A 23,837-nucleotide genomic window follows, 5' to 3' on the forward strand; every position below is an offset into this window, starting at 1 on the left:
AGGCAGCCAAAGAGCCGTGGATTTTAGCCGGGATTTCATCACCCTCGCGTGCCGCAAGGGCGTGCTGCGCTTCGGCGCATTCGTCACCAAGGCGGGACGCAACTCGCCGTATTTCTTCAATGCCGGTCTGTTCGACGACGGCGCCTCGTTCCGCGAGCTGTGCGGCTACTACGCGCGCACCATCCGCGCCGCGGGTATCGCCTGCGACATGCTGTTCGGGCCGGCCTACAAGGGCATCCCGCTCGTCGCCGGCACCGCGATCCGGCTCGCCGAGGACGGCGTGGACCTGCCCTTCGCGTTCAACCGCAAGGAGGCCAAGGACCACGGCGAGGGCGGCACGCTGATCGGCGCGCCGCTGCGCGGCAAGGTGCTGATCCTCGACGACGTGATCTCGGCCGGCACCTCGGTGCGCGAGTCGGTCGAGCTGATCCGCGCCGCGGGCGCCGAGCCCGCCGGTGTGGTGATCGCGCTCGATCGCATGGAACGCGGTAAAAGTGCCTTGTCCGCGGTCGAGGAGGTCAAGGAGAATTTCGGTATTCCGGTCGTCGCGGTGGCCACGCTCGAAGACCTCGTCGCCTATCTGGCGGACAGTCCCGAGCTTGCGGCCAACCTCGACGCAGTCCAGGCATATCGGGAACAGTATGGGATTTCCTCGCGCTGAACGCGTCCTCGCCGGCTTCGCCTGCACCGTCGCGCTGGTGGCCTCGTCCGGCACGCTGGCGGCGCAGCAGTCTGGCGGCGCATCGATCTACTGCTGCGATGTCGGCGGTCAGCCGGTGTGCGGCGACATCCTGCCCGCCGCCTGCTACGGCCGCGCCTACCGCGAGATGAGCCCCTCGGGCACCGTGCGCCGCACGGTCGCGGCGCCGCTGACGCCCGACGAGATCGCCCAGCGCGCGGCCGCCGAGCACAAGCGTCGCGCCGAGGAGGCCGAGCGCATGCGCCAGCTGCGCCTCGACCAGGCGCTGCTCGAGACCTATCGCAGCGTCCAGGACCTCGACAGCCGGCGCGATCGCGAGCTGCGCGAACTCGACCGCAGCATCCGCGAGCTGCGCGCACGCGAGTCGGAGTTGATCGAGCGCCAGCGCGTCATGATCGACGAGGCCACGCATACGGACAAGAGCGACGTCGCCGCCAGCCTCGAGGCCGACATCCGCCTGCTCGACAGCGAGATCGCCGCCCAGTCCTCGGTGGTCGCGGCCAAGCTGCGCGAGCGCAATGCGGTGGTCGAGCGCTTCGAGGAACACCGTCGCCGATACGTCGAGCTCACCTCGGCGCCCGAGTCCGCGCGCATCCCGCCGATGCCGCGTCGTTGAGTCTTCTGCCGTGCCGCCCGGCCGGGCGGCCGCAACGCAAGGCAGCGATGCCCCCCTCGACCCCCTCCGAAGTCCGCGTGCGCGCGGCCTGCCCGCACGACTGCCCCGACACCTGCGCGATGGAGGTCACGGTCGCCGATGGCCGCGCGGTGAGGATCCGCGGCGCCGCCGACATGCCCTTCACCAACGGCGCGCTGTGCACCAAGGTCGCGCACTACCTCGAGCGGGTGTATTCCGAGCGCCGCCTGCTGCATCCGATGAAGCGGGTGGGGCGCAAGGGCGAGGGGCGCTTCGAGCGCATCTCCTGGGACGAAGCCCTCGACACCATCGCGGCGAAATACCGCGAGATCGCCGCCGAGGACCCGCGCGCGATCCTGCCCTACAGCTACTGCGGCACCATGGGCCTGGTGCAGGGCGAGAGCCTGGACCGGCGCTTCTTCCATCGCCTCGGCGCCTCCCTGCTCGAGCGCACGATCTGCGCCACCGCGGGCGCGCACGGCTGGAAGGCGACCGTGGGCGCGATGCTCGGCGCCGATCCCGAAGCCGCCAGCGAGGCTGGCCTGATCCTGATCTGGGGCGCCAACCCGGTGGTGTCCAACCTGCACGGCTGGCGCCACCTGCAGGAGGCGAAGCGGCGCGGCGCCCGCCTGGTGTGCATCGATCCGCGGCGTACCGATACCGCGAAGAAGTGCGACCTGCACCTCGCCCCGCTGCCCGGTACCGACGGCGCGCTCGCGCTCGCGATGATGCAGGTGCTGATCGCCGAGGGCCTGCTCGACCGCGAGTACATCGCCCGCCACACCCTGGGCTTCGACGCGCTCGCCGTACGCGTGCGCGCCTGCACGCCGGAGTGGGCGGCGCCGCTCACCGGCCTCGCGGCCGAGGCCATCCGCAGCCTGGCGATCGAGTACGGGCGCAGCGCGCGCAGCCTGATCCGGCTCAACTACGGCCTCAACCGCTGCGCCGGTGGCGGCATGGCGGTGCGCAACGTGGCCTGCCTGCCCGCGCTCACCGGCGCGTGGCGCCACCCCGGCTGCGGCGCGCTGCTGTCGACCTCGGGCAACTTCCCGGTGGATGTGCAGGCGCTCGCCCGCCCCGACCTCTATCCCGACGCGAGGCGCTTCCCGCCGCGGGCGCTCAACATGTCCTTCATCGGCGACGTGCTGCTCGACAGCCGCGACCCGCCGGTGCGCGCGATCCACGTCTATAACGCCAACCCGGTCGCAGTCGCGCCCGACAGCCGTCGGGTGCGCGCCGGCTTTGCGCGCGAGGACCTCTTCTGTGTGGTGCACGAGCAGTTTCAGACCGACACCGCCGACTACGCCGACATCCTGCTGCCCGCCACCAGCCAGCTCGAGCACCGTGACCTGCACAAGGCCTACGGCCATCCCTACGTTGTGGACAACCGGCCGGCGATCGCGCCGCTCGGCGAGGCGCGCTCCAACACCGCGGTCTTCCGTGCGCTCGCCCGCCGCCTCGGCTTTGCGGCTGCCGCGCTCTACGAAAGCGACGACGCCATCGCGGCGGCGGCCTTCCGCGCCGACGACCCGCGGGTGGCGGGCCTCGCCGAGGGCCTGCAGGCGCGGGGCTGGGCGCGGCTCGCGCTGCCCGCGGGCCACGCGCCCTTCGCCGACGGTGGCTTCCGCACGCCTTCGGGCAAGTGCGAGTTCTTCTCCGCCGCGCTCGCGCACGAGGGCCTCGACCCTTTGCCGGCCTGGCATCCGCCCGCCGAGTCGGTGCCCAGCAACCCGGCGCTGGGTGCGCTCTATCCGCTCGCGCTGATCACCCCGCCGGCGCGCAACTTCCTCAATTCCACCTTCGCCAACCAGGCGCGCTTTCTCGCCGACGAGGGCGGGCCGAAGCTCGAGATCCACCCCGAGGACGCCGTCGCGCGCGGCGTCGTGGAGGGCATGCGCCTGCGCATCCACAACGACCGCGGTGACTTCATCGCGCGTGCGGTGGTCACCACCGACGTGCGCCCCGGCGTGGTGTGCAGCCCCTCGGTGTGGTGGCCCAAACTGTGCGAAGGCGGCCACAACGCCAACGCGGTCATCGCCGCGCGCCCCACCGACATGGGCGGCGGGCCGACCTTCTACGACTGCCTGGTGGAGGTGGAGCCCGCATGAGCCCGAGTACGACCCTCGACGCGGTGGCGGACATCCTCTCGCGCGCGCAGCGCATCCTCTTCGTCACCGGCGCCGGCATCTCGGTCGATTCGGGCCTTCCCACCTACCGCGGCATCGGCGGCCTCTACCACGACCGCCTCACCGAGGAGGGCCTCACCATCGAGGAGGCCTTGTCGGGCGAGATGATGGCGACCCGGCCCGAGATCGCCTGGCGCTACATCGCCCAGATCGAGGCCAGCTGCCGCGGTGCGAAGCCCAACGCCGCCCACCGCCTGATCGCCGCACTCGAGCAGGAGAAGGCGCTGGTGTGCGTGCTCACCCAGAACGTCGATGGCCTGCACCGCGCCGCCGGTTCGCGCAACGTCATCGAGATCCACGGCACCGTGCATCGGCTGCACTGCATGTCCTGCGGGCAGGGGCGCCGGGTGGAGGACTACGCCGGCCTCTCCATCCCGCCCGAATGCCCGCGTTGCGGCGGCATCCTGCGCCCGGACGTGGTGCTGTTCGGCGAGGCGCTGCCCGAGCTCGCGATCGAGCGCCTGGAGAGCGTGCTGTCGCAGGGCATGGACGCGGTGGTGTCGATCGGCACCACCAGCGTCTTCCCCTACATCGCCGGCCCGGTGCTGTGGGCGGCGCGCGAGGGCATACCCACGGTGGAGATCAACCCCGGCGACACCCAGGTCAGCCAGTTCGTCGACCACCGCCTGCGCATGTGCGCCGCCGAGGCCCTGCCCGAGCTGTGGTGGCGGATGCATCCGGCGGATCCGGCGGAAGACAGGGGTTGGTGAAGGAAACGGGGCCGTTTCCGCCAGGGGCAGGCCCGACCGAGGGTGGAGCGGGCCTCGGAAAGGATCGCGACTTGCGTCGCTCCTACAAGAATCGCGGCGCCCGGGGTGGGGCGTAGGCGCGGCGCAAGCCGAGACCTGACGCTCCTCCAACGCCGCGCTTCCGTTCGGGGCGCCGCGTGGAGGATCTCCCCGCTTACAGCAACACCCGCTCGATCCCTCCGCTGTTCGCCTTCGCCACGTAGTCCGGCAGCCAGTTCTCGCCGAGCAGGTGCCTGGCCAGCTCGACCACGATGTAGTCGGGCTCGATGCCGCCGGCGTCGTCGGCGTAGCGGTGCATGCCCTGCAGGCAGCTCGGACACGAGGTCAGCATCTTGATCTTCGCGTTCGGGTCGCCCTCGCGCAGCTTGGCCGCGCCCTTCTCGATCTCCTCCTGCTTGCGGAAGCGCACCTGGGTGGAGATGTCGGGGCGGGCCACCGCGAGCGTGCCGGATTCGCCGCAGCAGCGGTCGGACAGGTCGACGCGCGTGCCCATCAGCTCGTTGGCCACCTTGATGCCCTGGTACTGCTTCATCGGCGTGTGGCAGGGCTCGTGGTACATGTACTTCACGCCGCCCACGCCCTCGAGTTTCACGCCCTTCTCCATCAGATACTCGTGGATGTCGAGCAGGCGGCAGCCGGGGAAGATCTTCTCGAATTCGTACTTCTGCAGCTGGTCCATGCAGGTGCCGCAGGACACGATGACGGTCTTGATGTCGAGGTAGTTGAGCGTGTTGGCCACGCGGTGGAAGAGCACGCGGTTGTCGGTGGTGATCTTCTGGCCCTTCTCCTCCTCGCCGGCGGCGGTCTGCGGGTAGCCGCAGCACAGGTAGCCCGGCGGCAGCACGGTGTGCGCGCCGACGTGGTAGAGCATGGCCTGGGTGGCCAGCCCGACCTGGCTGAACAGGCGCTCGGAGCCGCAGCCCGGGAAGTAGAACACCGCCTCGGACTCGCCGTTGGCCTTGTGCGGGTCGCGGATCACCGGGATGACCTTGTCGTCCTCGATGTCGAGCAGCGCGCGGCTGGTGCGCTTGGGCAGGTTGCCGGGCATCGGCTTGTTGATGAAGTGGATCACCTGGGCCTTGATCGGGGCCTTGCCGAGCGTGGCCGGGGGCGCCTTCACCTGCGGCTGGACGAGGCCGAACTTCTTGCCCAGCTCGTGGGCGAAGCGCTGCGCCTTGTAGCCCCAGTCGATCATGCCGGTGCGGAAGGCCTTGATCGTGGTCGGGTCCTTGATGGTCAGGAAGGCCATCGCCGCCGCCTTGCCCGGATTGAACGACTTCTTGCCCTGCTTGCGCAGCAGGTTGCGCATCTTGATCGACACGTCGCCGAAGTCGATGTCCACCGGACAGGGCTTCTCGCACTTGTGGCAGATCGTGCAGTGGTCGGCCACGTCCTCGAACTCGGCCCAGTGCGCCAGCGACACGCCGCGCCGGGTCTGTTCCTCGTACAGGAAGGCCTCGATCAACAGCGAGGTGGAGAGGATCTTGTTGCGCGGGGAATACAGCAGGTTGGCGCGCGGCACGTGCGTGGAGCACACCGGCTTGCACTTGCCGCAGCGCAGGCAGTCCTTGATGTCGTGGGCGATCTCGCCGACATCGGTCTGCTCCATGATCAGCGACTCGTGGCCCATCAGGTTGAAGCTGGGGGTGTAGGCGTTGTCGAGGTTGCCGCGGATCGGCCCCTTGCGCATCAGCTTGCCGCGGTTGAAGCGGCCTTCGGGGTCGACCTTTTCCTTGTAGCTCCAGAAGTTCGCCATCTCGTCGTCGGTGAGATAGTCGAGCTTGGTGATGCCGATGCCGTGCTCGCCGGAGATGACCCCGTCCAGGCTGCGTGCCAGCGCCATGATGCGGTCGACCGCGCGGTTGGCGGTCTGCAGCATCTCGTAGTGGTCGGAGTTGACCGGCAGGTTGGTGTGCACGTTGCCGTCGCCGGCGTGCATGTGCAGGGCGACGAAGACGCGGCCGCGCAGCACCTCGCGGTGGATCTCGGCGACGCGGGCGAGGATGGGGGCGAACAGGGCCCCGTCGAAGGTCTGCTCGAGCAGCGGGCGCAGCTCCTCCTTCCACGACACGCGGATCGAGTAGTCCTGCAGGCGATGGAACAGGGTCGGGCTGGCGGCGCGGTTGGAGAGCTCGCCGGCCTGGACGCCATAGGCGGCGAACTGCGGCTCGGCCTCGGCGAGCGGGAGGTCGAGCTTGTCCAGCAGCCACTGCCAGCGCCGGCGCACGCCGGCGACCTGCTCGAGGGCCTGGGCGCGGTGGTCGGAGACCAGCGCCTCGCGGTCGAGGCCCTCGTCCTTGATCTCGAGCGGCAGCTCGCCCTGCAGGAACTCGGCGAGGCGGTCGCAGAGCGCGATCTTGTTCTGCAGCGAGAGCTCGATGTTGATGCGCTCGATGCCGTCGCAGTACTCGCCCATGCGCGGCAGCGGGATGACCACGTCCTCGTTGATCTTGAAGGCGTTGGTGTGGCGCGAGATCGCCGCGGTGCGGGAGCGCTCCAGCCAGAAGCGCTTGCGCTGCTCGGGGCTGACCGCGATGAAGCCCTCCGAACCGCGCGCGTTGGTCATGCGCACGACCTCGGAGGCGGCCTTCATCACCGCGTCCTCGTCGTGGCCGACGATGTCGCCGATCAGCACCATCTTGGGGCGGCCGTGGCGGCGCGCCTTGGTGGCGTAGCCGACCGCCTTGACGTAGCGCTCGTCGAGGTGCTCGAGGCCGGCGAGCTGCACGCCCGCGGCGTGGCCGGCGCCGCCCGGCTTGAAGAAATCGGTGATCTCGACGATCGCCGGCACCGCCTCGCGCACCTGGCCGAAGAACTCCAGGCACACCGTGCGGGTGACCGGCGGCATCTTGTGCAGCACCCAGCGTGCGGCCACGATGAGGCCGTCGGTGCCTTCCTTCTGCACGCCCGGCACACCGCCGAGGAACTTGTCGGTGACGTCCTTGCCGAGGCCGACCTTGCGGCAGGCGGCGCCCGGCATGGCGAGGATCTCCTCGCCGAGCGCGGCGTTGGTCAGCCCGTCGAAGCGGCGCAGGCGGAAGCGGACGGTCTCCTGCTCGTGGATCTTGCCGAAGTTGTGGTCGAGGCGCTCGACCTCGAGCCAGTTGCCGTCGGGCGTGACCATCTTCCACCACGCCAGGTTGTCGAGCGCGGTGCCCCACAGCACGGCCTTCTTGCCGCCGGCGTTCATGGCGATGTTGCCGCCGATGCAGGAGGCGCTCGCCGAGGTCGGGTCGACCGCGAACACGCGGCCGGCGAGCGCCGCCGCCTCGGAGACGCGCTCGGTGACCACGCCGGCGCCGGTGCGGATGGTGGGGTAGGGCTCGGCCATCGCGCCGTCGATGCCTGGCAGCACGGTGGGCTCGACCGCGCTCATGGCGAGCAGCTTCTCGGTGTTGATGACGACCGAGCTGGCATCGAGCGGCACCGCGCCACCGGTGTAGCCCGTGCCGCCGCCGCGCGGGATGATGGTCAGGCCGAGCGCGATGCACTCGCGCACCAGCGGCGCCATCTCCTCCTCCGTGTCGGGGTAGAGCACCACGAAGGGATACTCGACCCGCCAGTCGGTGGCGTCGGTGACGTGGGAGACGCGGGCGTGACCGTCGAAGCAGATGTTGTCGCGCCGGGTGTGTCTGGCCAGCGCCTTGAGCACCGCCTTGCGGCGGCGTGCGGTGTCGTCGAACCAGCGCTCGAAGTTGGACACCGCCTCGCGCGCACGCGCCACCAGCAGGGTGACGTGGTCGTTGCCCTGGCGGCGTTTGTCGATCTCGTTGAGGCGGTGGTCGAGCGCGCCGATCAGCGCGTCGCGGCGCTCGCGCGAGGTGAGGAGGTCGTCCTCGAGGTAGGGGTTGCGGCGCACCACCCAGATATCGCCGAGGACCTCGTAGAGCATCCGCGCCGAGCGGCCGGTGACGCGTTCGGTGCGGAGCTGGTCGAGCACCGCCCAGGCCTCGGCCCCGAGCAGCCGGATGACGATCTCGCGGTCGGAAAACGAGGTGTAGTTGTACGGAATCTCGCGCAGGCGTTGGCTCATTGGACTACCCGGAAGCGGCTGCAGGGAAGCGGTCCATTCTAGCGAACCGCAGTGCACCATGCAGCAAAAATCAAGACCTTAAGGCCAGCAGGGATTCGGCCTCCGTCGCCTGGTGCGGCGAGCTTCAGCGCGCGGCGGTGAGCGCGATCTCGATCCGCCAGCCCGGGTCGGCGAGCCCGGCGACCTGGACGCAGGCGCGTGCCGGGGCGCTGCCGGGCGGAACCCAGGCATCCCACACCGCGTTCATGCCGGCGTAGTCGGCCATGTCGACGAGGTAGATGGTGGCCATCACGATGCGCGCGGGGTCGCTGCCGAGCTTGGCGAGCTGGCGGCCGACGGACTCCAGCACCTCGCGTGTCTGGGCTTCGATCGATCCGGCGCTGCTCGCGGGGACCTCGACCAGGTGCAGGACGCCGGCGTGGATGACGGCGTCGGCATAGCGGGCGGTGACGCCGTGGCGTTCGATGGCGGACATGGGGGGGCTCCGTTGCGAGGGCAGGGGGCGAGTATAGGCGAGGGCGGCGGCGCGGCGCGGGTCGGCGTGCGCGGCGGGCTCAGGCGCCGGCGGACGGCAATGCCCAGGCGATCGCCGCGTAGCGCAGGCCCTTGCCGAGCGCCATCCACGCCAGGCAGGCGAAGGCGTTCAGGCGCAGCGCACCCGCGGCAGCGCACAGCGCGTCGCCGATCAGCGGCACCCAGGACAGCAGCAGGGCGAGGCTGCCCCAGCGCAGCAGCGTGCGTGCATGCGCGCCGGATTCCTTGCGGGGCAGCAGGCGGCCGAGCGCGTAGGTGCTCATGCCGCCCGCGGTGTTGGCCGCGGTGGCGACGAGCAGCGCTGCCGGCGTCAGTTCCGGGCGCAGCGCCAGCAGCGCGGCGAATACCGCTTCGGAGCCGCCCGGCAGCAGGGTCGCGGCCAGAAAGGCGGACGCGGCGAGGCCCGCGAGGAGCGTGGAGTCCTCGTTCAGCATCGGTGCGGGTGCCGGCGGGGAGCCGCATGCGTCTCGGTGGCAATGCGATGCGCATTGACGCCGATGTATGTCATATGCAAAATCGTGTTACGCATTTTGCGTAGAACCGGACGAGGAGACAAGATCATGAAGCGAATTCTCGGCGCCACCGGCGTCGTTCTCGTGCTCGCGGCGCTGACCCCCGCGCAGGCATGGGCCAATCCCCAGCACGAACGCATGAAGCGTTGCAATGCCGAAGCGAAGACGCAGGCGCTCGGGGGCGATGCGCGCAAGGCCTTCATGAGCACCTGCCTGAGCGGCAAGCACGAGGCTGCCGCTGCGAGTGCTCCGGGTGCCGCGCCTGCTCTCGCCTCCGGCAGCGCGGCCGGCGTCTCGGCTGCAGCGCCCGTTGCGGCACCGGCTATGGTGCCGGCAGCGGCCCCGGCCGTCGCACCGGCGGCCGCGGCGACGGCCGCGAGCGCGGCCGGTGCAGCCGCACCTGCGCTTGCGGTCGCGCCGACAGCGGGCTCCGCACAGAAGGTCTCGAGCGAGGACATGGCAAGGCAGAAGGCCTGCAATCGTGCGGCTAACGAGCAGTCGCTGCGCGGGGCCAAGCGCAAGGCCTTCATCGGCGAATGCATGAGCGGCTGATCCGGTCGTTTCCATGCGGGCGTGCCGCGCGGGCGGGCGCCTGTGTCCCCCGCGCACGCCCTTCTCCCGCGCGCGGGGCTCAGACGATGTCGAAGAACACCAGGTCGCGCTCGAGCTCGGTCGTCGAGAAGCCGCAGCCGAGCCGGCCGGGACCGTCGAGCAGCATCTGCTCCTGTCTCACGAAGCACTCCGGCTTGCCCTCGATGGCGACGAAGCTGCCGTTGGTGCTCTGATCGAACAGCACGAAGCCCTCGGGGCGGCGCTCGATGCGCGCATGCTGACGCGAGGCGCGCGGATCCATGATCGTGACGTCGTTGGCCAGCTCGCGGCCGAGCAGCAGCACCGGGCGCAACTCCTCCACGAACAGGACTTCCTGCTGGTGGCGCAGGCGCAGCCGGCTCGACAGCCGCGCTGCGCCGGGAACCGAGGTGACCAGACCGCTGCGCTGTCCGATCGCATGCACCGGGATGCCGACCCGCGTCCACACCGGACCGCTCAGCGGCTGCGAGCCGACCTGTTGCCGTGCGGCACCGCCGAGGACCATCACCGCGGTGCCGGAGATCAGCGCCTGCCCGCTCTCGGCCAGATGGGCGAGCTGGCGGGCCACCGCTGGACCCTCTCCGGCGGGCTCCTCGCCATCGTTGTCCAGGACCCCATAGTGCACGCCGATGCGTACCGTCTGCTTGCTGCCGAGCAGGGGTGGAAGGCCGTGTATGCGGTCGAGCGCCTCGCTCGCCGCGTGCACCGCCGCGTCGCTGCGTTCGAATCCGGCGATGGTCTGCTCCGCGCCGCCGAGCAGGACCTGGCCGCCCTGCATCACGATCGCACGCTCGATCCGCCGCGCGTGACGCTCGGCGGCATGGCGCGCCTCGTCCGCACCGAGGCGTTCGGCGAGCACCGCATCCACCGGATGGAGCGCGACCAGCACGCAGAGGTTCTTTCGCTCGGGCATCGCAGGGTTTTCCGTGTCAGATCTGGCGGCTGGCGTGGCCGGCCCGGAACAGGATCATGGGGATGTCGCGCCGGATCCGCAAGGCGCCGGCGTCGGCATCCGAATCAGGCGCGGTCGCGCCTCCCTCAGGCGCATTCGCGTTCTTCCTGGTCGCCCGCGCGGAACAGCTTCACGCTGGCGCCGAGCGTACGGTCGGGCAGCTCGGGCGGATCGAAGGCGGTGTCGCCTTCTTCGACCACGGTGTGCTGCGTGAGGCCGACGAAGTCGAACAGGCGCGCGTCGGACAGGTGCGAGGGCACCACGTTCTTCAGCGAAGTGGCGAGCGATTCGATGCGGCCCGGGTAGTCGCGCGCCCAGCCCTGCAGCATGTTCTTGATCAGCTTGCGCTGGGCGTTTTCCTGCGAGCCGCACAGATTGCACGGGATGATGGGGAAGTCCATCGTGCGCGCGAAGCGTGCGATGTCGGCCTCGGTGCAGTAGGCGAGCGGGCGGATCACCACGTGCTTGCCGTCGTCGCTGACCAGCTTGGGCGGCATGGCCTTGATCCTGCCGCCGAAGAACATGTTCAGGAACAGGGTCTCGAGCATGTCGTCGCGGTGGTGGCCGAGCGCGATGCGGGTGGCACCGACCTCGTGCGCGGTGCGGTAGATGATGCCGCGGCGCAGGCGCGAGCACAGCGAGCAGGTGGTCTTGCCCTCGGGGATCTTGTCCTTGACGATCGAGTAGGTGTCTTCGGTGACGATGCGGTACTCGACGCCGATGGATTCGAAGTATTCCGGCAGGACGTGGTCGGGGAAGCCGGGCTGCTTCTGGTCGAGGTTCATCGCCACGATGCGGAAGTCCACCGGGGCGCGCTCGCGCAGCGCGAGCAGGCAGGACAGCAGGGTGTAGGAGTCCTTGCCGCCGGAGACGCACACCATCACGGTGTCGCCGTCGCCGATCATGTTGTAGTCGCCGATCGCCTCGCCGACGCCGCGCTCGAGCTTCTTCTTCAGGCGCAGGAAGGTGTTGGAGAAGCGGGCGTCGCCGCCGGTCTCGTTGGCAGGAGTGGCTTCTGCGGGGGCGGGGGCTGCGGTCACGGTTGGTGCTCGTCGGAAAACAGAGCCGAATTATCCCAGAAACCGGCGCGGAAACGGCCCTTGGCTAGAGATGCGCGCTGCGCCCGCCATCCACCGCGACGATCTGGCCGGTGATGTAGGGCGCGTCGAACATCAGGAAGGCCACCGTGCGCGCGATGTCGTCCGCGCTGCCGACGCGGCCGAGCAGGGTGTGGGCGACGATGCGCTCGCGCTCGGCGGGCGGGAACTGGTCGTCCTCCGGCCATTCGATCGGGCCGGGCGAGACGCCGTTGACCCGCACGGCGGGGGCGAGCTCGATCGCGGACGAACGCGTCAGCGCCGCCAGTCCCGCTTTCGCCGCGCAATACACCGGGTAGCCGGCGAGCGGGCGCTGGGCGTGGATGTCGACGATATTCACGATCGCGCCGCGCGCCTCGCGCAGCGCGGGCGCGAGCGCCTGGGTGAGGAAGAGCGGGCCCATCAGGTTGGAGCCCATGAGTTCGTCCCACGCCGCGCGGTCGATGCCGCCGAGCGGCGTGGGGAAGAAGCTGGAGGCGTTGTTTACCAGGCCGTCGAGGCGGCCGCCGCGGGCGAGCACCGCCGCGGCGATCTCCGCGGCGGCGCCGAAGCGCGCGAGGTCGCCGCCCACTGTGAACGCCGAATCCGGGCGCAGCGCGCACAGCTCGGCGGCGAGCACCTCGGCCTCGCCGGCGCTGTGGCGGTAGTGCAGGGCGAGGCGGGCGCCGCCGGCGTGCAGCCGGCGTGCGATCGCCGCGCCGACGCGGCGCGCGGCGCCGGTGACCAGGATCAGCGGGGCCGCGGCGGGGGCGGATGCGGGTTCGGGAGGGGGCGTGCGCATTCGATTCACCGTGAGACCCGGATCAGGCCGGGCGGCTGGTCGGGCGTGCCGCTACAATCGCGGCCTCGCCCTCGTGTCCTGCAGAACGATCATGTCTTCATTGCCCCAGCCTTCCGCCGACGCGCTCGCCCAGAGCGCCCGCCTGCTCGAACACATCGAGGCCGAGTTGGCCGCGGCCGGGGGCTGGATCCCGTTCGCGCGCTACATGGAGCTCGCGCTCTACGCGCCGGGGCTGGGGTATTACAGCGGCGGCGCGCGAAAGTTCGGTCCGGGCGGCGACTTCATCACCGCGCCCGAGCTTACCCCGCTTTTCGGCCAGGCGCTCGCGGCCCAGGTCGAGGAGGTGATGCGCGCGAGCGCACCGGCGCTGATCGAGGTCGGCGCCGGCACCGGCCTGCTCGCCGCCGATCTGCTGCTCGAGCTCGAACGCCGCGACTGCCTGCCCGAGCGTTACGGCATCCTCGAGCTCTCGGGCGAGCTGCGCGAGCGCCAGTTCGACACCCTGGCCGCCAAGGCGCCCCACCTGGCGGCTCGCGTGCACTGGCTGGACGCGCTGCCGGAACGCTTCTCGGGCGCGGTGGTGGCCAACGAGGTGCTCGACGTGATGCCGGTGCATCTGGTGGTTTCGCGCGCCGAGGGGCTCTTCGAGCGCGGCGTCGCGATCGCCGCCGACGGCGCGGGGGTGCGCCGGCTGTGCTGGGCGGACGTGCCGGCGGCGGGCGCGGTGGCCGCGGGTGCGCGCGAGCTCGCCCTGCCGGTGCCGCAGAGCGGGGAATACGTCACCGAGCTGAACCTCGCCGGCAAGGCGTGGGTGGCGGCCTGGGCCGAGCGCCTGCAGGCGGGCGCCCTGCTGTTGATCGACTACGGCTATCCGCGCGCCGAGTACTACCTGCCCTCGCGCTCGGGCGGCACGCTGCTGTGCTACTACCGTCACCACGCCCACGGCGACCCCTTCCTGTGGCCGGGGCTCAACGACATCACCGCCTTCGTGGATTTCACCGCGGTGGCCGAGGCCGGCTTCGAGGCCGGGCTGGAGGTGCAGGGCTACACCACGCAGGCACAGTTCCTCTTCAACTGCGGCGTGCTGGAATGCCTGGAGCGGCGCGGTGCGCGCGCGAGCGCGGACTACATCCGCGCCGCGCGCGCGGTGCAGCGCCTGACCGCGCCGCAGGAGATGGGCGAACTCTTCAAGGTGATCGCGCTGTCGCGCGGAATCGACGGGGCGCTGCTCGGCTTCGCGCGCGGCGACCGCACGCACGCGCTCTGAGGCGGCCGACTCCCGCCTACAGCGCGCGCTCGGCCAGCCAGTCGGCGATCCGCATCGCGGCGATCTCCCAGTCGCGCTCGAGCATCATGCCGTGGCCCATGCCGGGGAGAATCTCGGCTCGGCGGCCATAGGTCAACCCGGTCATGTGGACCTGGTCGGGGGGGATCAGGGCGTCGTGCTCGGCGCCCAGGATCAGCATGGGCACGCGGTGCATGCGTGCCGGCTGTGGCAGGTTGAACAGCGACATGTCCCAGATCGCACGGTGCGACTCGGGCTGGCTCACGCGGTAGTAGCGCTCCAGGTCGTCGGCCGCCACCGGCTGGTGGAAGAGCGCCTCGCGCAGGCTGTCGATGTCCACGTCGTTGCCCGACATGATGCGGTTGAGGTCGGAGAGCAGGTGCGGGCGCTTGAATATCAGGCCGAAGGCCGAGCCCATCAGGCCTTGCGGCGGCACCGAGGACATCAGCACCGCGGCGGGGGCGTCGTACTGCTCCAGATATTTCTGCACCACCATCCCGCCCATCGAGTGGCCGACCAGTACCGGCGGCGCAGGCAGGCGGGCGGCGACCTCGGCGACGTCGCGCACGTAGTCGTCGAGCGAGTAGGAGTCGAGATGCTCGCGTCGGCGGCTCTTGCCGTGGCCGGAAAGCGAGACGGCATAGGTCTGCCAGCCGCGGCGAGCGAACCAGGGCTGGAAATGCTCTTCCCAGCACCATGCCGCGACGTAGGCGCCGTGGACGAAGAGCAGGGGGTGTTCATGGGTGGGGCGTTCGGAGGCGTGGCACAGCACCTCGAGTTCGCCGAAGCGGGTTGCGTTCATGCGGGGTCCTTGTCCAGGGCCTTCACCGCGGCCACGCGGGCGGCGTGCAAGGCCTGAGGAATCAGCGATTTGTCGCTGCACTCGGTTGCGATTCTACCGGCATCGACCGCGCGCACGGCCTGCAGCGCGCACTGCCAGCGTGACAGGGGTCTCCACTCCGACGCGTTTTCTGCGCCGCTGCCGCGGCCGGCGTGATCGCAGGCTGCCGCCTGCAGCATCAGCAGGAAGCGTTCGGGACGGCGCAAGCCGTCGCAGCGCTCGATCAGCTTCACCATGGTCTCGGCCCGCAGCTCGTGCGCGCGTGCCAGGACGCCGTGCTCGCGCGCCACCATCTCGGCGAGGTCGCGGCAGTCGGCGGGCGCTTTCAGGCGCTCCGACACCTCGCGCGCGCGGCGCGCACTCGCGGCCTCGTGGCCGTAGTGGTGCGGCAAGACCTGCGCAGGTGTGTCGCCCTTGCCGAGATCGTGCAGCAGGCAGGCCCAGCGCACCGCGAGCGGCTCGTCCGCGGCGGCGGCGTGGTCGAGCACCATCAGCACGTGCTCGCCGGTGTCGATCTCGGGGTGGTACTTCTCCGGCTGCGGGATCCCGAACAGGCGGTCGAGCTCGGGCAGCAGGCGTGCGAGTGCGCCGCAGGCACGCAGCACGCGGATCATCCGCGAGGGGCGCGCCTCCATGAGCCCGCGCGCGAGTTCCTGCCAGACGCGCTCGGCGACCAGATGGTCGACCTCGCCGGCCACGACCATCGCGCGCATCAGTTCCAGGGTCTCGGGTGCCAGCTCGAAGTCGGTGAAGCGCGCGGAGAAGCGCGCCACGCGCAGGATGCGCAGCGGATCCTCGGCGAAGGCGGGCGACACATGGCGGAAGACGCGCGCGGCGAGGTCGCCCCGGCCACCGCAGGGGTCGATCAGGCGGCCGTCCTCGGCGCGCGCGATCGCGTTGATGGTGAGGTCGCGGCGCAGCAGGTCCTCTTCGAGCGTGACCTCGGGCGAGGCGTGGCAGACGAAGCCGGTGTAGCCGTGGCCCGACTTGCGCTCGGTGCGCGCGAGCGCATATTCCTCGTTGGTGTGCGGATGCAGGAAGACCGGAAAATCGCGGCCGACCGGGCGGAAGCCGCGCGCGAGCATCTCCTCGGGCGTGCTGCCGACCACCACCCAGTCGCGATCCTTCACCGGCAGGCCGAGCAGGGCGTCGCGCACCGCTCCGCCCACGACATAGGCCTGCATCAGCCGTAGAGGTCCTCTTCCGGGATCGACTCGGTCTCGGCGCGTGCCGCCGTCGCCCACTCCTGCATGTGCGGGTTGGCGAGCAGGGTGGCGAGGTACTCGCCGGCCGCGCCCGCGGGCTTCACCGCGTAGGTCTGGAAGCGGAAGGCCACCGGCGCGAAGGCCGCGTCGGCGAGGCTGAAGCGGCCGAAGAGGTAGGGGCCCACGGCGCCGAAGCGCGCGCGGCAGTCGTTCCAGATCGCCACGATGCGCGCGATGTCGGCATCGACCTCGGGGCTGTGGCCGAAACCGGTGTAGTCCTTGCGCACGTTCATCGGCATGCCGCTGCGCAGGTTCTGGAAGCCGGAGTGCATCTCGGCGGTGACCGAGCGCGCCAGCGCGCGTGCGACCGGGTCGGCGGGCAGCAGACCGGGGCGCTTCTCGGCGAGGTATTCGCCGATCGCGAGCGAGTCCCACACCACCACGCCGTGGTCGTTCAGGCAGGGTACCTTGCCCGAGGGCGAGTGCGACAGGATGCGCTCGCGGCTGCCGGGGATGAACAGGGAGATGTGGATCTCCTCGAAGGTGAAGCCGCCCTCGCGCGCAGCCAGCCAGGCGCGCAGGGACCAGGAGGAATAGTTCTTGTTGCCGATGATCAGCTTCATCGCGGACTCCGTAGAGAGTTGCTCTTCAGCGCCGCGCGTGGCGGCGGAAGGGGTAGTAACGGGCTCGCGGCGCCGCCTGGCCGAGCCAGGCCGGGGCCACGGTCTCGAGCGCGGTAGGCACCATGCCGAAGGGTTGCGGGGTGCCGCTGGCGACGTTGTCGACCTTCATCGAGCGCACGTTGTCGCGGCTCATCAGGGGCTGGGGGGCGAGCTCCATGAGGCGCGCCTGCCACATCGCCAGCTTCTCGGACAGCGGATAGATCGGGCGCGGCTTGCCCACGAGCGCGGAGACGTACTCGACGAGCTGGCGCAGCGTGTAGACGGTCGGTCCGGCGAGCTGGAAGGTCTGCCCGCCTGCATCGTCGCGCGTCAGGCTCTGCCACACCGCCTCGGCGACGTCCTCGACATACACCGGCTGGAAGCGCGCGGTGGCGCCGGCGAGCGGCAGCACCGGGAACATGCGCGCGAGGTCGGCGAAGAGGTTGAGGAAGCTGTCGCCGCGGCCGAACACCACCGAAGGCTGCAGGATGGTCCACGCGATCTCGGGCGAGCCGGTGCGGATCGCGGTCTCGCCGGCGGCCTTCGAGCGCTGGTATTCCGACGGGCCGTCGGAATAGGCGCCGAGGGCGCTGATGTGCACGAGGCGGGGCACGCCCGCCGTGCGACAGGCGGCGACGATCTTCTGCGGCAGCTCGACGTGGGCGCGCGCGAAGTCGGGGCCGAAGGGCCTGCCCGGGCGCGAATGCAGGACGCCGACGGTGTTCACCACGGCGTCGGCGCCCTCGAACAGGCGCGCAAGCAGGGCGACGTCATGCACGTTGCCCTCCACCACCTCGACGTTGGGTAGCAGCAGAACATGGCCGGCGCGGCTGCGGCGGCGGGTGGGAATGAGGACCTTGACGCCTTCCTTGCAGAGACGATTGGCGATGGCGCTGCCGATAAAGCCGGAGCCGCCGACGATGACGACGCGTTTCGGGTTCATGTTTCGACTGGACCGTGCTGTTGCTGTGGATGGAATGGGTTGGCGCACGCGGAAGCTTACTCGCTGGCAGCCCCGGGTGCGATCGTGCCGAGTCGTGCCTTGAGCGATTGCGGCCGTTTTTCGAGCATCGCCGCGTAGATCACCGCGTTGGCGAGCACCTTCTTGACGTAGTCGCGGGTCTCGTCGAACGGGATCGTCTCGGTATAGATCGCGCCCTCGAGCGGCGCCGCGTCGCGCCAGCGCCGCGCCCGCCCGGGGCCGGCGTTGTAGCCGGCGCTGGCGAGCACGGGGTGGGCGTCGAGCCCCTCCATGATCAGGCGCATGTAGCTGGTGCCGAGCAGCACGTTGGTCTCGGGGTCGGTGAGCAGGCGCTGGTTGTAGCCGGCGAGGCCGATCCGATCCGCCACCCACTTGCCGGTGGCGGGCATCACCTGCATGAGGCCCTGGGCGCCGACGCTGGAGCGTGCCGGAACCACGAAGCGGCTCTCCTGGCGCATGAGGCCGTACACCCAGCCGAGGTCGAGCCCCTGCGCGCGCACCTGCGGCTCGATGAGGTCGCGATAGGGGGTCAGGAAGCGCAGCTCGAAGTTGCTGCGCGGGTTGGCCAGCTCGGCGGTATTGATCGCGCGGTCGTAGAGCTCGTTGCGCAGCGCAAGGTGGGCGGCGGCGAGGCGGAACTGCTCGTCGCGTTCGCGCACGCCCCAGACCCATTCGCGCAGCGCCTCGGTGCGCAGCTCCAGGCGGTAGAGCGCGAGTGCGCGCTGCAGGCCGGGGTCGCGCTCGGCCTCCTCGAGCTTGGCGCGCGGTAGCGGCGCGGTGGCGGGGGGCGGCGGGAAGGCCTCGCCGAGCTCCTCGCGCGCGAGCATGCCGTAGAAGTGCGGCTCGCCGGCGATACGCACGTAGAGCGACTCGGCGGCGTCGCGGCGCCCGGCCGCGGCGTGTGCGCGGCCCAGCCAGTAGATCCAGTCGGCGGCTTCGCGTTCGTCGGCGGGCATGGCTTCGATCGCCTCGCGCACCGCGTGCCAGTCGCCGATGCGCAGCGCCGCACGCACCCGCCACGCACGTTGCTGGGCGGTGGTCTCGATGTCGCCGGCGGCGGCGTAGAGCGCGCTCGCCTCGGGCAGGCGGTCGAGCGCGGCGTGCATGCCGAGCGCCAGATGGGCGTAGTTGCGCTCGGCCGCGCCGAGGCGGTCCTGGATGCGCAGCAGGCGCAGGCGCGCGGCGGAGACGTCTTCGCGCGCCAGGCGCACCAGTGCGGCGAGCGCGAGCTCGCGGCCGGCGCGGCTCACGGCGAAGTTGGGCTGCAGCCGATCCAGCCAGGGTGCGGGCGAGCGGATCGCCTGCGCCAGGTCGGCGTGGGCCGGGGCGTTGCCGGCGGGCAGCAGCGACAGGCTGGCGAGCGCAGCCTCGGGCTTGCGGGTGTCGATCTGTCGGCGGATGCGCCACCACACGCGTTCTTCGTCCACCGCGCCGGAGTCGACCGCCGCGCGCAGCGGCGTGTCGCAGGTCGGATCGGCGTCGGCGAGGGTGTCCCATTCGCGCGCGAGCTCGGCGAAGACGCTGCGCTCGCCGGTCAGCACGCGCGCGCTCCAGGCGTTGCAGCGCAATTCGGCGTCGGGGCTGCGCAGGTCCGCGTACACCGCGAGGAAGCCGTTCCAGTCGCCGTCCCTGGCGAGGCGGCGCAGCCAGTCGGCGCGCAGGCGTTCGGCGAGGTTGGAGCCGGCTTCTTCGGCGAGGAAGGCTTGCAGGGCCGCGACGGGCACGGGTTCTTCGGCACGCGCGAGGCGGTTGATCAGCAGCCAGTAGCGCGGATAGGCGTCGAGGGGGTGGGCCTCGCGCACGGCTGCGAGGCGTTCGAGCGTGCTGCGGTCGCCCTTGCGCAGGGCCTCGCGAGCGGCGACGATACGCCCGTCCCCGGACTCGCCGCCGATCTGTGCGAACGCGCCGGCGGGGGCGAGGAACGTCGCGGCCGTGAGCGCCGCAACCAGTGCCTTCTTCATGCCAGGTGATGCCTCCGTTTGACCGCCAACCATACCATATCGAAGATGAGTTTCGCCCCCTTGTCCCATGATCCCGGCGCGCGTCGCCAGCGCATGCGCGAACATGCGCTGGCGTTGCGCGAGCGCCTGCCTGCCGAGCGTCGCGAGCGCCTCGCCGCGGCAATCGGCGAGCATCTCGACGACCTGGTCGGACGCTTGCAGCCACGCCGGCTCGCCTTCTGCTGGCCCTACCGCGCCGAGCCCGACCTGCGCCCGTGGGTGCAGGCCTGGCGTGCGGCCGCGCCCGGGCGGGTGGCGGCCTTGCCGGTGGTGCTCGAGCGCCATGTGCCGATGATGTTCCGCGCGTGGACGCCGGGCGTGCCGATGCCGCTCGACCGCCATGGCATCCCCCACCCGGCGGACGGCGAGGCGGTCGAGCCCGAGCTGGTGCTGATCCCCCTCAATGCCTTCGACGAACGCGGCTACCGCCTCGGCTACGGAGGGGGCTACTTCGACCGCACGCTGGCGGTGCTGCGCACCGTGGCGGTGGGCGTGGGCTTCGAGGTCGGGCGCGTGCCCGACACGCTGCCGCAGGAGTTCGATCGCCCGATGGACTGGCTGGTGACCGAGGCGGGGGTGGCGAAGCCGCGCGCCTGAGCGGCGGCTGCAACCCTGCACGGCCTGCCTGCGGGGCTCAGCTCCCGGACAGGAACATGCGGTAGGCGGGGTTGTCGGTCTCGGCCACGTAGTCGTAGCCGAGCCGCTGCAGGAAGGCGTCGAAGGCGTCCTTGTCGGCCGGCGGCACCTGCATGCCGACCAGCACGCGGCCGAAGTCGGAGCCGTGGTTGCGGTAGTGGAACAGCGAGATGTTCCAGTCCGAGCGCAGGTTGGAGAGGAAATTCATCAGCGCGCCCGGGCGCTCGGGGAAGACGAAGCGGTATACCACCTCGTTTTCCACCTGCGGTGCGCGTCCGCCCACCATGTAGCGCACGTGCGACTTGGCCATCTCGTCGTCGGTGAGGTCGAGCGCAGGCAGCTCGTGGCGCTCGAGCATCTCGACCAGGCGTCCGACCTCGCTGCGGTTGTGCACGGTGACGCCGACGAAGATGTGGGCGCGCTCGGCGTCGGCGTAGCGGTAGTTGAACTCGGTGATGTTGCGGTTGCCGAGCACGCTGATGAACTTGCGGAAGGAGCCCGGCTTCTCGGGGATGGTCACCGCGAGCACGGCCTCGCGCTGCTCGCCGAGCTCCGCGCGCTCGGCGACGAAGCGCAGGCGGTCGAAGTTCATGTTGGCCCCCGAGGCCACCGCCACCAGGCTCTTGTCGCGCAGCTTGTTGCGGCGGGCGTACTCCTTGGCGCCGGCGACGGCGAGCGCGCCGGCGGGCTCGAGGATGGAGCGGGTGTCCTCGAAGACGTCCTTGATCGCGGCGCAGATGGCGTCGTTGTCGACCACGATCATCTCGTCCACATACTGCTGGCACAGGCGGAAGGTCTCGGCACCGACCTCCTTGACGGCGGCGCCGTCGGCGAAGATGCCGACCTGCTCGAGCGCGATGCGCTTGCCCGCGGCGAGCGAGCGCGTCATCGCGTCGGCGTCCACCGCCTCGACGCCGATGATCTTCGTCTCCGGGCGCAGGCGCTTGATGTAGGCCGCCACGCCGGCGATCAGCCCGCCGCCGCCGACACAGCAGAACACCGCGTGGATCGGCTTCGGGTGCGCGCGCAGGATCTCCAGGCCCACCGTGCCCTGGCCGGCGATCACGTCGGGGTCGTCGAAGGGGTGGACGAAGGTGAGTTTCTCGCTCTTCTCGAGCTCGAGCGCGTGCGTGTAGGCGTCGGAATAGGATTCTCCTGCGAGCACGACCTCGCCGCCGCGCGCCTTGACCGCGTCGATCTTGATCTGCGGCGTGGTGCTCGGCATCACGATCACCGCGCGCACGCCCAGCCTGGCCGCCGACAGCGCCACGCCCTGGGCGTGGTTGCCCGCCGAGGCGCAGATCACGCCGCGCTTCAAGGCCTGCGGCGACAGGTTCGCCATCTTGTTGTAGGCGCCGCGGATCTTGAAGCTGAACACCGGCTGCATGTCCTCGCGCTTGAAGTAGATGCGGTTGTGCGTGCGCGCCGACAGGTTGGTGGCGAGGTCGAGCGGGGTTTCGACGGCGACGTCGTACACCTGCGCGTTGAGGATGCGTTCCAGGTAATCGGGAGTGGAGCTCATGGCCGGCCAGTAGGCTGCTGCAAAGCGATCGAGCGTAACAGCCGGCGGCGCCGTGCCGCAAGTGCGGGTGGCTCAGTCGGCGCGGTAGGCCTCTTCGGCGTGCAGCGCGCGCGCCTGGCGGTCGATGAATTCCTGGGTGGAGTCGATGCCGCGCAGCTTGAGGATGGTCGAGCGCACTGCGGCCTCGAGCAGCACCGCGAGGTTGCGTCCCGCGGCCACCGGCAGCACGACGCGGGCGACCTTCACGCCGAGGATGTCCTGCGTCTCCTGCTGCAGCGGCAGCCGGCAGGGGTCGTCGGGACCGGGTTGGCGGCGGTCGAGGTGGCAGATCAGGCGCAGGCGCATCTTCCGCCGGCACGCGGTCTCGCCGAAGATGGTGCGGATGTTGATCAGGCCGAGGCCGCGCACTTCGATGAAATCCTGCAGCATCTCGGGGCAGCGGCCCTCGAGCACCGTGGGCGCGATGCGCGACAGCTCGACCACGTCGTCGGCGACGAGGCCGTGGCCGCGCGAGATCAGCTCGAGGCCGAGCTCGGATTTGCCCGCGCCGGAATCGCCGGTGATCATCACGCCGAGCCCGAGCACGTCCATGAACACGCCGTGCAGCGAGACCTTCTCGGCGAGCTCGCGCGACAGGTAGAGGCGGAGCTGGTCGATCACGCTCGCCGAGGGGTGGCGCGCGGTGAACAGCGCGACGTCGTGCGCCTCGCAGATGCCGTGGAGGATGTTGGGGATCTCGCAGCCGTCGGCGACGATGATCGCGGGGGGGTGCGCCGAGAGGATCTCGTTGAGGTGGTGGGCGACCTTCTCGTTCGCCTGGCGTTGCGCCCACGCGAGCTCTGCGGCGCCGAGCACCTGTAGCCGGGTGGGGTGGATCAGGTTGAGGTGGCCGACGAGGTCGGCCGGCCAGATGCGCTCTTCGGCGACCGACAGACGGGCACCGATCGGTCCGCTGACGTGGACGAGGCTCAGGCTTTCGCGGTGCGCCTCATACAGCCGGGTCAGGCTGGTTTGCCGCATCGGCACCCCAATTCACGAACAGGCGGTGGATCTGTGCGGCATCCGTCGCGCCGTGCAGGGTCTCGCGGAACTCGCGGTCGCTGAACATCTGCGCGAGCTCGGACAGCAGCTGCAGATGGGTTTCGTTGGCCTGTTCGGGCACGAGCAGCACGAACAGCATGTCCACCGGACGGCCGTCGGGAGCGTCGAACTGCACCGGGGTGGCCAGGCGCAGAAAAGCGCCGGCGGCGTCCTTGAGCCCCTTGATGCGGCCGTGCGGGATGGCGATGCCCTGACCCAGTCCGGTCGAGCCGAGGCGTTCGCGGGTGAACAGGCTGTCGAACACGGTGCTGCGGGCGATGCCCTGGTTGTTCTCGAACAGCAGGCCGGCCTGTTCAAAGACGCGCTTCTTGCTGCTCGCGTCGAGATCGATCACCACGTTGGAAAGCGGCAGGAGTTGGGATATCAGGCTCATTCGCAGGTGGGCTCGCGCACTCTTCCGTCAGCTGCCGCCAGGGGGGCGGGAATCCGGTCCGGGGCGTGTGCGGCCGCGCTTCGTGAAAACGCGCGCATTATAACCACACCCCGGACGGGGAGCTTCAAGCCGGTCCTCAGGCCTCGGGGACCTGGTGCTTGAGCGACTCGTGGTTATGGTCGGACTGCTTCTGCTTGTACTTCTGAACCTGACGGTCGAGCTTGTCGGTCATCGCGTCGATCGCCGCGTAGAGGTCGGCGTCGTCCGCTTCGACGAAGAGGTCCTTGCCGCGCACGTGCAGCGTCACCTCGGCTTTCTGCTTGAGCTTTTCGACCGACAGGATGACGGTGACGCTGGTGACGTTGTCGAAATGGCGGATGACGCGATCGAGCTTGGAGGTCACGTATTCGCGGATGGCGGGGGTGACTTCGACGTGGCGCCCGGTGATGTTCAGATTCATG

22 protein-coding genes are annotated in these 23,837 nt (G+C 70.4%); 7 read left to right on the plus strand and 15 right to left on the minus strand.

Going from position 1 to position 23,837, the window contains the following annotated elements; genetic code table 11:
- Positions 1–16 precede the first annotated feature (16 nt).
- The 4 genes from pyrE to ACZ5PP_RS15520 are packed head-to-tail and all read left to right on the plus strand — an operon-like array spanning position 17 to position 4,230.
- Complete coding sequence (pyrE, locus tag ACZ5PP_RS15505; RefSeq protein WP_043744070.1) at positions 17–661, plus strand: orotate phosphoribosyltransferase; 645 nt, start codon at positions 17–19, stop codon at positions 659–661.
- Positions 642–1,316, plus strand: a complete 675-nt coding sequence (locus tag ACZ5PP_RS15510) for a hypothetical protein (protein ID WP_004305149.1) — start codon at positions 642–644, stop codon at positions 1,314–1,316. Before pyrE ends, ACZ5PP_RS15510 begins: the two co-directional genes overlap by 20 nt.
- A gap of 47 nt (positions 1,317–1,363) precedes the next feature.
- A complete protein-coding gene (locus ACZ5PP_RS15515; RefSeq protein ID WP_464826223.1) occupies positions 1,364–3,442 on the plus strand; it encodes a molybdopterin-containing oxidoreductase family protein in 2,079 nt (692 codons plus the stop codon).
- Positions 3,439–4,230 carry an NAD-dependent deacylase gene (locus tag ACZ5PP_RS15520; RefSeq protein WP_464826224.1) on the plus strand — a complete coding sequence of 264 codons (792 nt, stop codon included), beginning with the start codon at positions 3,439–3,441 and terminating at the stop codon, positions 4,228–4,230. The genes ACZ5PP_RS15515 and ACZ5PP_RS15520 overlap by 4 nt, the downstream gene beginning before the upstream one ends.
- A 193-nt stretch (positions 4,231–4,423) precedes the next feature.
- Here the strand turns inward: ACZ5PP_RS15520 and ACZ5PP_RS15525 are convergent, their stop codons facing one another.
- The 3 genes from ACZ5PP_RS15525 to ACZ5PP_RS15535 form a co-directional block, all read right to left on the minus strand.
- The gene (locus ACZ5PP_RS15525; RefSeq protein ID WP_012584586.1) at positions 4,424–8,302 is read right to left on the minus strand and encodes a DUF3683 domain-containing protein; all 3,879 of its coding nucleotides are present in this window, start codon (positions 8,300–8,302) and stop codon (positions 4,424–4,426) included.
- 124 nt (positions 8,303–8,426) lie between these two features.
- Entirely contained in the window at positions 8,427–8,777 is a 351-nt protein-coding gene (locus ACZ5PP_RS15530) for a RidA family protein (RefSeq protein ID WP_004324579.1), read from the minus strand.
- Positions 8,778–8,856: 79 nt separating this feature from the next.
- Positions 8,857–9,270 (minus strand): YqaA family protein, encoded by a 414-nt coding sequence (locus tag ACZ5PP_RS15535; protein ID WP_012584588.1) that lies wholly within the window; start codon positions 9,268–9,270, stop codon positions 8,857–8,859.
- Positions 9,271–9,333: 63 nt separating this feature from the next.
- On the opposite strand from ACZ5PP_RS15535, the gene ACZ5PP_RS15540 reads away from it, so the two are divergent.
- A complete protein-coding gene (locus ACZ5PP_RS15540; RefSeq protein ID WP_464827060.1) occupies positions 9,334–9,900 on the plus strand; it encodes a PsiF family protein in 567 nt (188 codons plus the stop codon).
- A 79-nt stretch (positions 9,901–9,979) separates the two neighbouring features.
- Here the strand turns inward: ACZ5PP_RS15540 and ACZ5PP_RS15545 are convergent, their stop codons facing one another.
- From ACZ5PP_RS15545 to ACZ5PP_RS15555, 3 genes are all read right to left on the minus strand, one after another.
- Positions 9,980–10,852: an FHA domain-containing protein gene (locus ACZ5PP_RS15545; protein WP_004327335.1), complete on the minus strand. Its 873-nt coding sequence runs from the start codon at positions 10,850–10,852 to the stop codon at positions 9,980–9,982.
- 125 nt (positions 10,853–10,977) lie between these two features.
- Positions 10,978–11,931 carry a tRNA 2-thiocytidine(32) synthetase TtcA gene (gene ttcA, locus ACZ5PP_RS15550; protein WP_464826225.1) on the minus strand — a complete coding sequence of 318 codons (954 nt, stop codon included), beginning with the start codon at positions 11,929–11,931 and terminating at the stop codon, positions 10,978–10,980.
- Between the two features lie 64 nt (positions 11,932–11,995).
- On the minus strand, positions 11,996–12,769 hold the full coding sequence (locus tag ACZ5PP_RS15555) for a pteridine reductase (protein ID WP_464826226.1): 774 nt from the start codon (positions 12,767–12,769) through the stop codon (positions 11,996–11,998).
- 91 nt (positions 12,770–12,860) lie between these two features.
- On the opposite strand from ACZ5PP_RS15555, the gene ACZ5PP_RS15560 reads away from it, so the two are divergent.
- Positions 12,861–14,036 carry a class I SAM-dependent methyltransferase gene (locus ACZ5PP_RS15560; protein WP_464826227.1) on the plus strand — a complete coding sequence of 392 codons (1,176 nt, stop codon included), beginning with the start codon at positions 12,861–12,863 and terminating at the stop codon, positions 14,034–14,036.
- Positions 14,037–14,052: 16 nt separating this feature from the next.
- Here the strand turns inward: ACZ5PP_RS15560 and ACZ5PP_RS15565 are convergent, their stop codons facing one another.
- Genes ACZ5PP_RS15565 through ACZ5PP_RS15585 form a run of 5 tightly spaced genes read right to left on the minus strand, consistent with a single transcriptional unit; the run spans position 14,053 to position 19,705 of the window.
- Complete coding sequence (locus tag ACZ5PP_RS15565; protein ID WP_464826228.1) at positions 14,053–14,856, minus strand: alpha/beta hydrolase; 804 nt, start codon at positions 14,854–14,856, stop codon at positions 14,053–14,055.
- Entirely contained in the window at positions 14,853–16,079 is a 1,227-nt protein-coding gene (locus ACZ5PP_RS15570) for a multifunctional CCA addition/repair protein (protein ID WP_464826229.1), read from the minus strand. The genes ACZ5PP_RS15565 and ACZ5PP_RS15570 overlap by 4 nt, the downstream gene beginning before the upstream one ends.
- The gene (locus tag ACZ5PP_RS15575) at positions 16,079–16,723 is read right to left on the minus strand and encodes a glutathione S-transferase family protein (protein ID WP_464826230.1); all 645 of its coding nucleotides are present in this window, start codon (positions 16,721–16,723) and stop codon (positions 16,079–16,081) included. The genes ACZ5PP_RS15570 and ACZ5PP_RS15575 overlap by 1 nt, the downstream gene beginning before the upstream one ends.
- A 25-nt stretch (positions 16,724–16,748) precedes the next feature.
- On the minus strand, positions 16,749–17,705 hold the full coding sequence (locus ACZ5PP_RS15580) for a complex I NDUFA9 subunit family protein (RefSeq protein ID WP_004306736.1): 957 nt from the start codon (positions 17,703–17,705) through the stop codon (positions 16,749–16,751).
- Positions 17,706–17,761: 56 nt separating this feature from the next.
- Positions 17,762–19,705 carry a lytic transglycosylase domain-containing protein gene (locus ACZ5PP_RS15585; protein ID WP_012584592.1) on the minus strand — a complete coding sequence of 648 codons (1,944 nt, stop codon included), beginning with the start codon at positions 19,703–19,705 and terminating at the stop codon, positions 17,762–17,764.
- Positions 19,706–19,750: 45 nt separating this feature from the next.
- Here ACZ5PP_RS15585 and ACZ5PP_RS15590 point away from each other — a divergent pair, with 45 nt between their 5' ends.
- Positions 19,751–20,341, plus strand: a complete 591-nt coding sequence (locus ACZ5PP_RS15590; RefSeq protein WP_464826231.1) for a 5-formyltetrahydrofolate cyclo-ligase — start codon at positions 19,751–19,753, stop codon at positions 20,339–20,341.
- A gap of 37 nt (positions 20,342–20,378) precedes the next feature.
- On the opposite strand, the gene ilvA is transcribed toward ACZ5PP_RS15590, so the two are convergent.
- The 4 genes from ilvA to hpf all read right to left on the minus strand — a co-directional run bounded on the left by ilvA (position 20,379) and on the right by hpf (position 23,836).
- On the minus strand, positions 20,379–21,902 hold the full coding sequence (gene ilvA, locus ACZ5PP_RS15595; protein ID WP_004306745.1) for a threonine ammonia-lyase, biosynthetic: 1,524 nt from the start codon (positions 21,900–21,902) through the stop codon (positions 20,379–20,381).
- 72 nt (positions 21,903–21,974) lie between these two features.
- Entirely contained in the window at positions 21,975–22,922 is a 948-nt protein-coding gene (hprK, locus tag ACZ5PP_RS15600) for an HPr(Ser) kinase/phosphatase (protein WP_004306747.1), read from the minus strand.
- On the minus strand, positions 22,891–23,376 hold the full coding sequence (gene ptsN / locus ACZ5PP_RS15605) for a PTS IIA-like nitrogen regulatory protein PtsN (RefSeq protein ID WP_012584594.1): 486 nt from the start codon (positions 23,374–23,376) through the stop codon (positions 22,891–22,893). Before ptsN ends, hprK begins: the two co-directional genes overlap by 32 nt.
- Positions 23,377–23,512: 136 nt before the next feature.
- Positions 23,513–23,836: a ribosome hibernation-promoting factor, HPF/YfiA family gene (gene hpf / locus ACZ5PP_RS15610; RefSeq protein WP_004306751.1), complete on the minus strand. Its 324-nt coding sequence runs from the start codon at positions 23,834–23,836 to the stop codon at positions 23,513–23,515.
- Position 23,837 lies beyond the last annotated feature (1 nt).

This window comes from Thauera sp. DNT-1, assembly GCF_055393985.1.

Bases quoted from the DNA above. Each gene is read 5' to 3' on its own strand.
- ACZ5PP_RS15510 (WP_004305149.1), top strand. From the start codon at position 642: ATGGGATTTCCTCGCGCTGAACGCGTCCTCGCCGGCTTCGCCTGCACC.
- ACZ5PP_RS15515 (WP_464826223.1), top strand. From the start codon at position 1,364: ATGCCCCCCTCGACCCCCTCCGAAGTCCGCGTGCGCGCGGCCTGCCCG.
- ACZ5PP_RS15520 (WP_464826224.1), top strand. From the start codon at position 3,439: ATGAGCCCGAGTACGACCCTCGACGCGGTGGCGGACATCCTCTCGCGC.
- ACZ5PP_RS15525 (WP_012584586.1), bottom strand. From the start codon at position 8,302: ATGAGCCAACGCCTGCGCGAGATTCCGTACAACTACACCTCGTTTTCC.
- ACZ5PP_RS15530 (WP_004324579.1), bottom strand. From the start codon at position 8,777: ATGTCCGCCATCGAACGCCACGGCGTCACCGCCCGCTATGCCGACGCC.
- ACZ5PP_RS15535 (WP_012584588.1), bottom strand. From the start codon at position 9,270: ATGCTGAACGAGGACTCCACGCTCCTCGCGGGCCTCGCCGCGTCCGCC.
- ACZ5PP_RS15540 (WP_464827060.1), top strand. From the start codon at position 9,334: ATGTATGTCATATGCAAAATCGTGTTACGCATTTTGCGTAGAACCGGA.
- ACZ5PP_RS15545 (WP_004327335.1), bottom strand. From the start codon at position 10,852: ATGCCCGAGCGAAAGAACCTCTGCGTGCTGGTCGCGCTCCATCCGGTG.
- ACZ5PP_RS15555 (WP_464826226.1), bottom strand. From the start codon at position 12,769: ATGCGCACGCCCCCTCCCGAACCCGCATCCGCCCCCGCCGCGGCCCCG.
- ACZ5PP_RS15560 (WP_464826227.1), top strand. From the start codon at position 12,861: ATGTCTTCATTGCCCCAGCCTTCCGCCGACGCGCTCGCCCAGAGCGCC.
- ACZ5PP_RS15565 (WP_464826228.1), bottom strand. From the start codon at position 14,856: ATGAACGCAACCCGCTTCGGCGAACTCGAGGTGCTGTGCCACGCCTCC.
- ACZ5PP_RS15570 (WP_464826229.1), bottom strand. From the start codon at position 16,079: ATGCAGGCCTATGTCGTGGGCGGAGCGGTGCGCGACGCCCTGCTCGGC.
- ACZ5PP_RS15575 (WP_464826230.1), bottom strand. From the start codon at position 16,723: ATGAAGCTGATCATCGGCAACAAGAACTATTCCTCCTGGTCCCTGCGC.
- ACZ5PP_RS15580 (WP_004306736.1), bottom strand. From the start codon at position 17,705: ATGAACCCGAAACGCGTCGTCATCGTCGGCGGCTCCGGCTTTATCGGC.
- ACZ5PP_RS15585 (WP_012584592.1), bottom strand. From the start codon at position 19,705: ATGAAGAAGGCACTGGTTGCGGCGCTCACGGCCGCGACGTTCCTCGCC.
- ACZ5PP_RS15590 (WP_464826231.1), top strand. From the start codon at position 19,751: ATGAGTTTCGCCCCCTTGTCCCATGATCCCGGCGCGCGTCGCCAGCGC.
- ilvA (WP_004306745.1), bottom strand. From the start codon at position 21,902: ATGAGCTCCACTCCCGATTACCTGGAACGCATCCTCAACGCGCAGGTG.
- hprK (WP_004306747.1), bottom strand. From the start codon at position 22,922: ATGCGGCAAACCAGCCTGACCCGGCTGTATGAGGCGCACCGCGAAAGC.
- ptsN (WP_012584594.1), bottom strand. From the start codon at position 23,376: ATGAGCCTGATATCCCAACTCCTGCCGCTTTCCAACGTGGTGATCGAT.
- hpf (WP_004306751.1), bottom strand. From the start codon at position 23,836: ATGAATCTGAACATCACCGGGCGCCACGTCGAAGTCACCCCCGCCATC.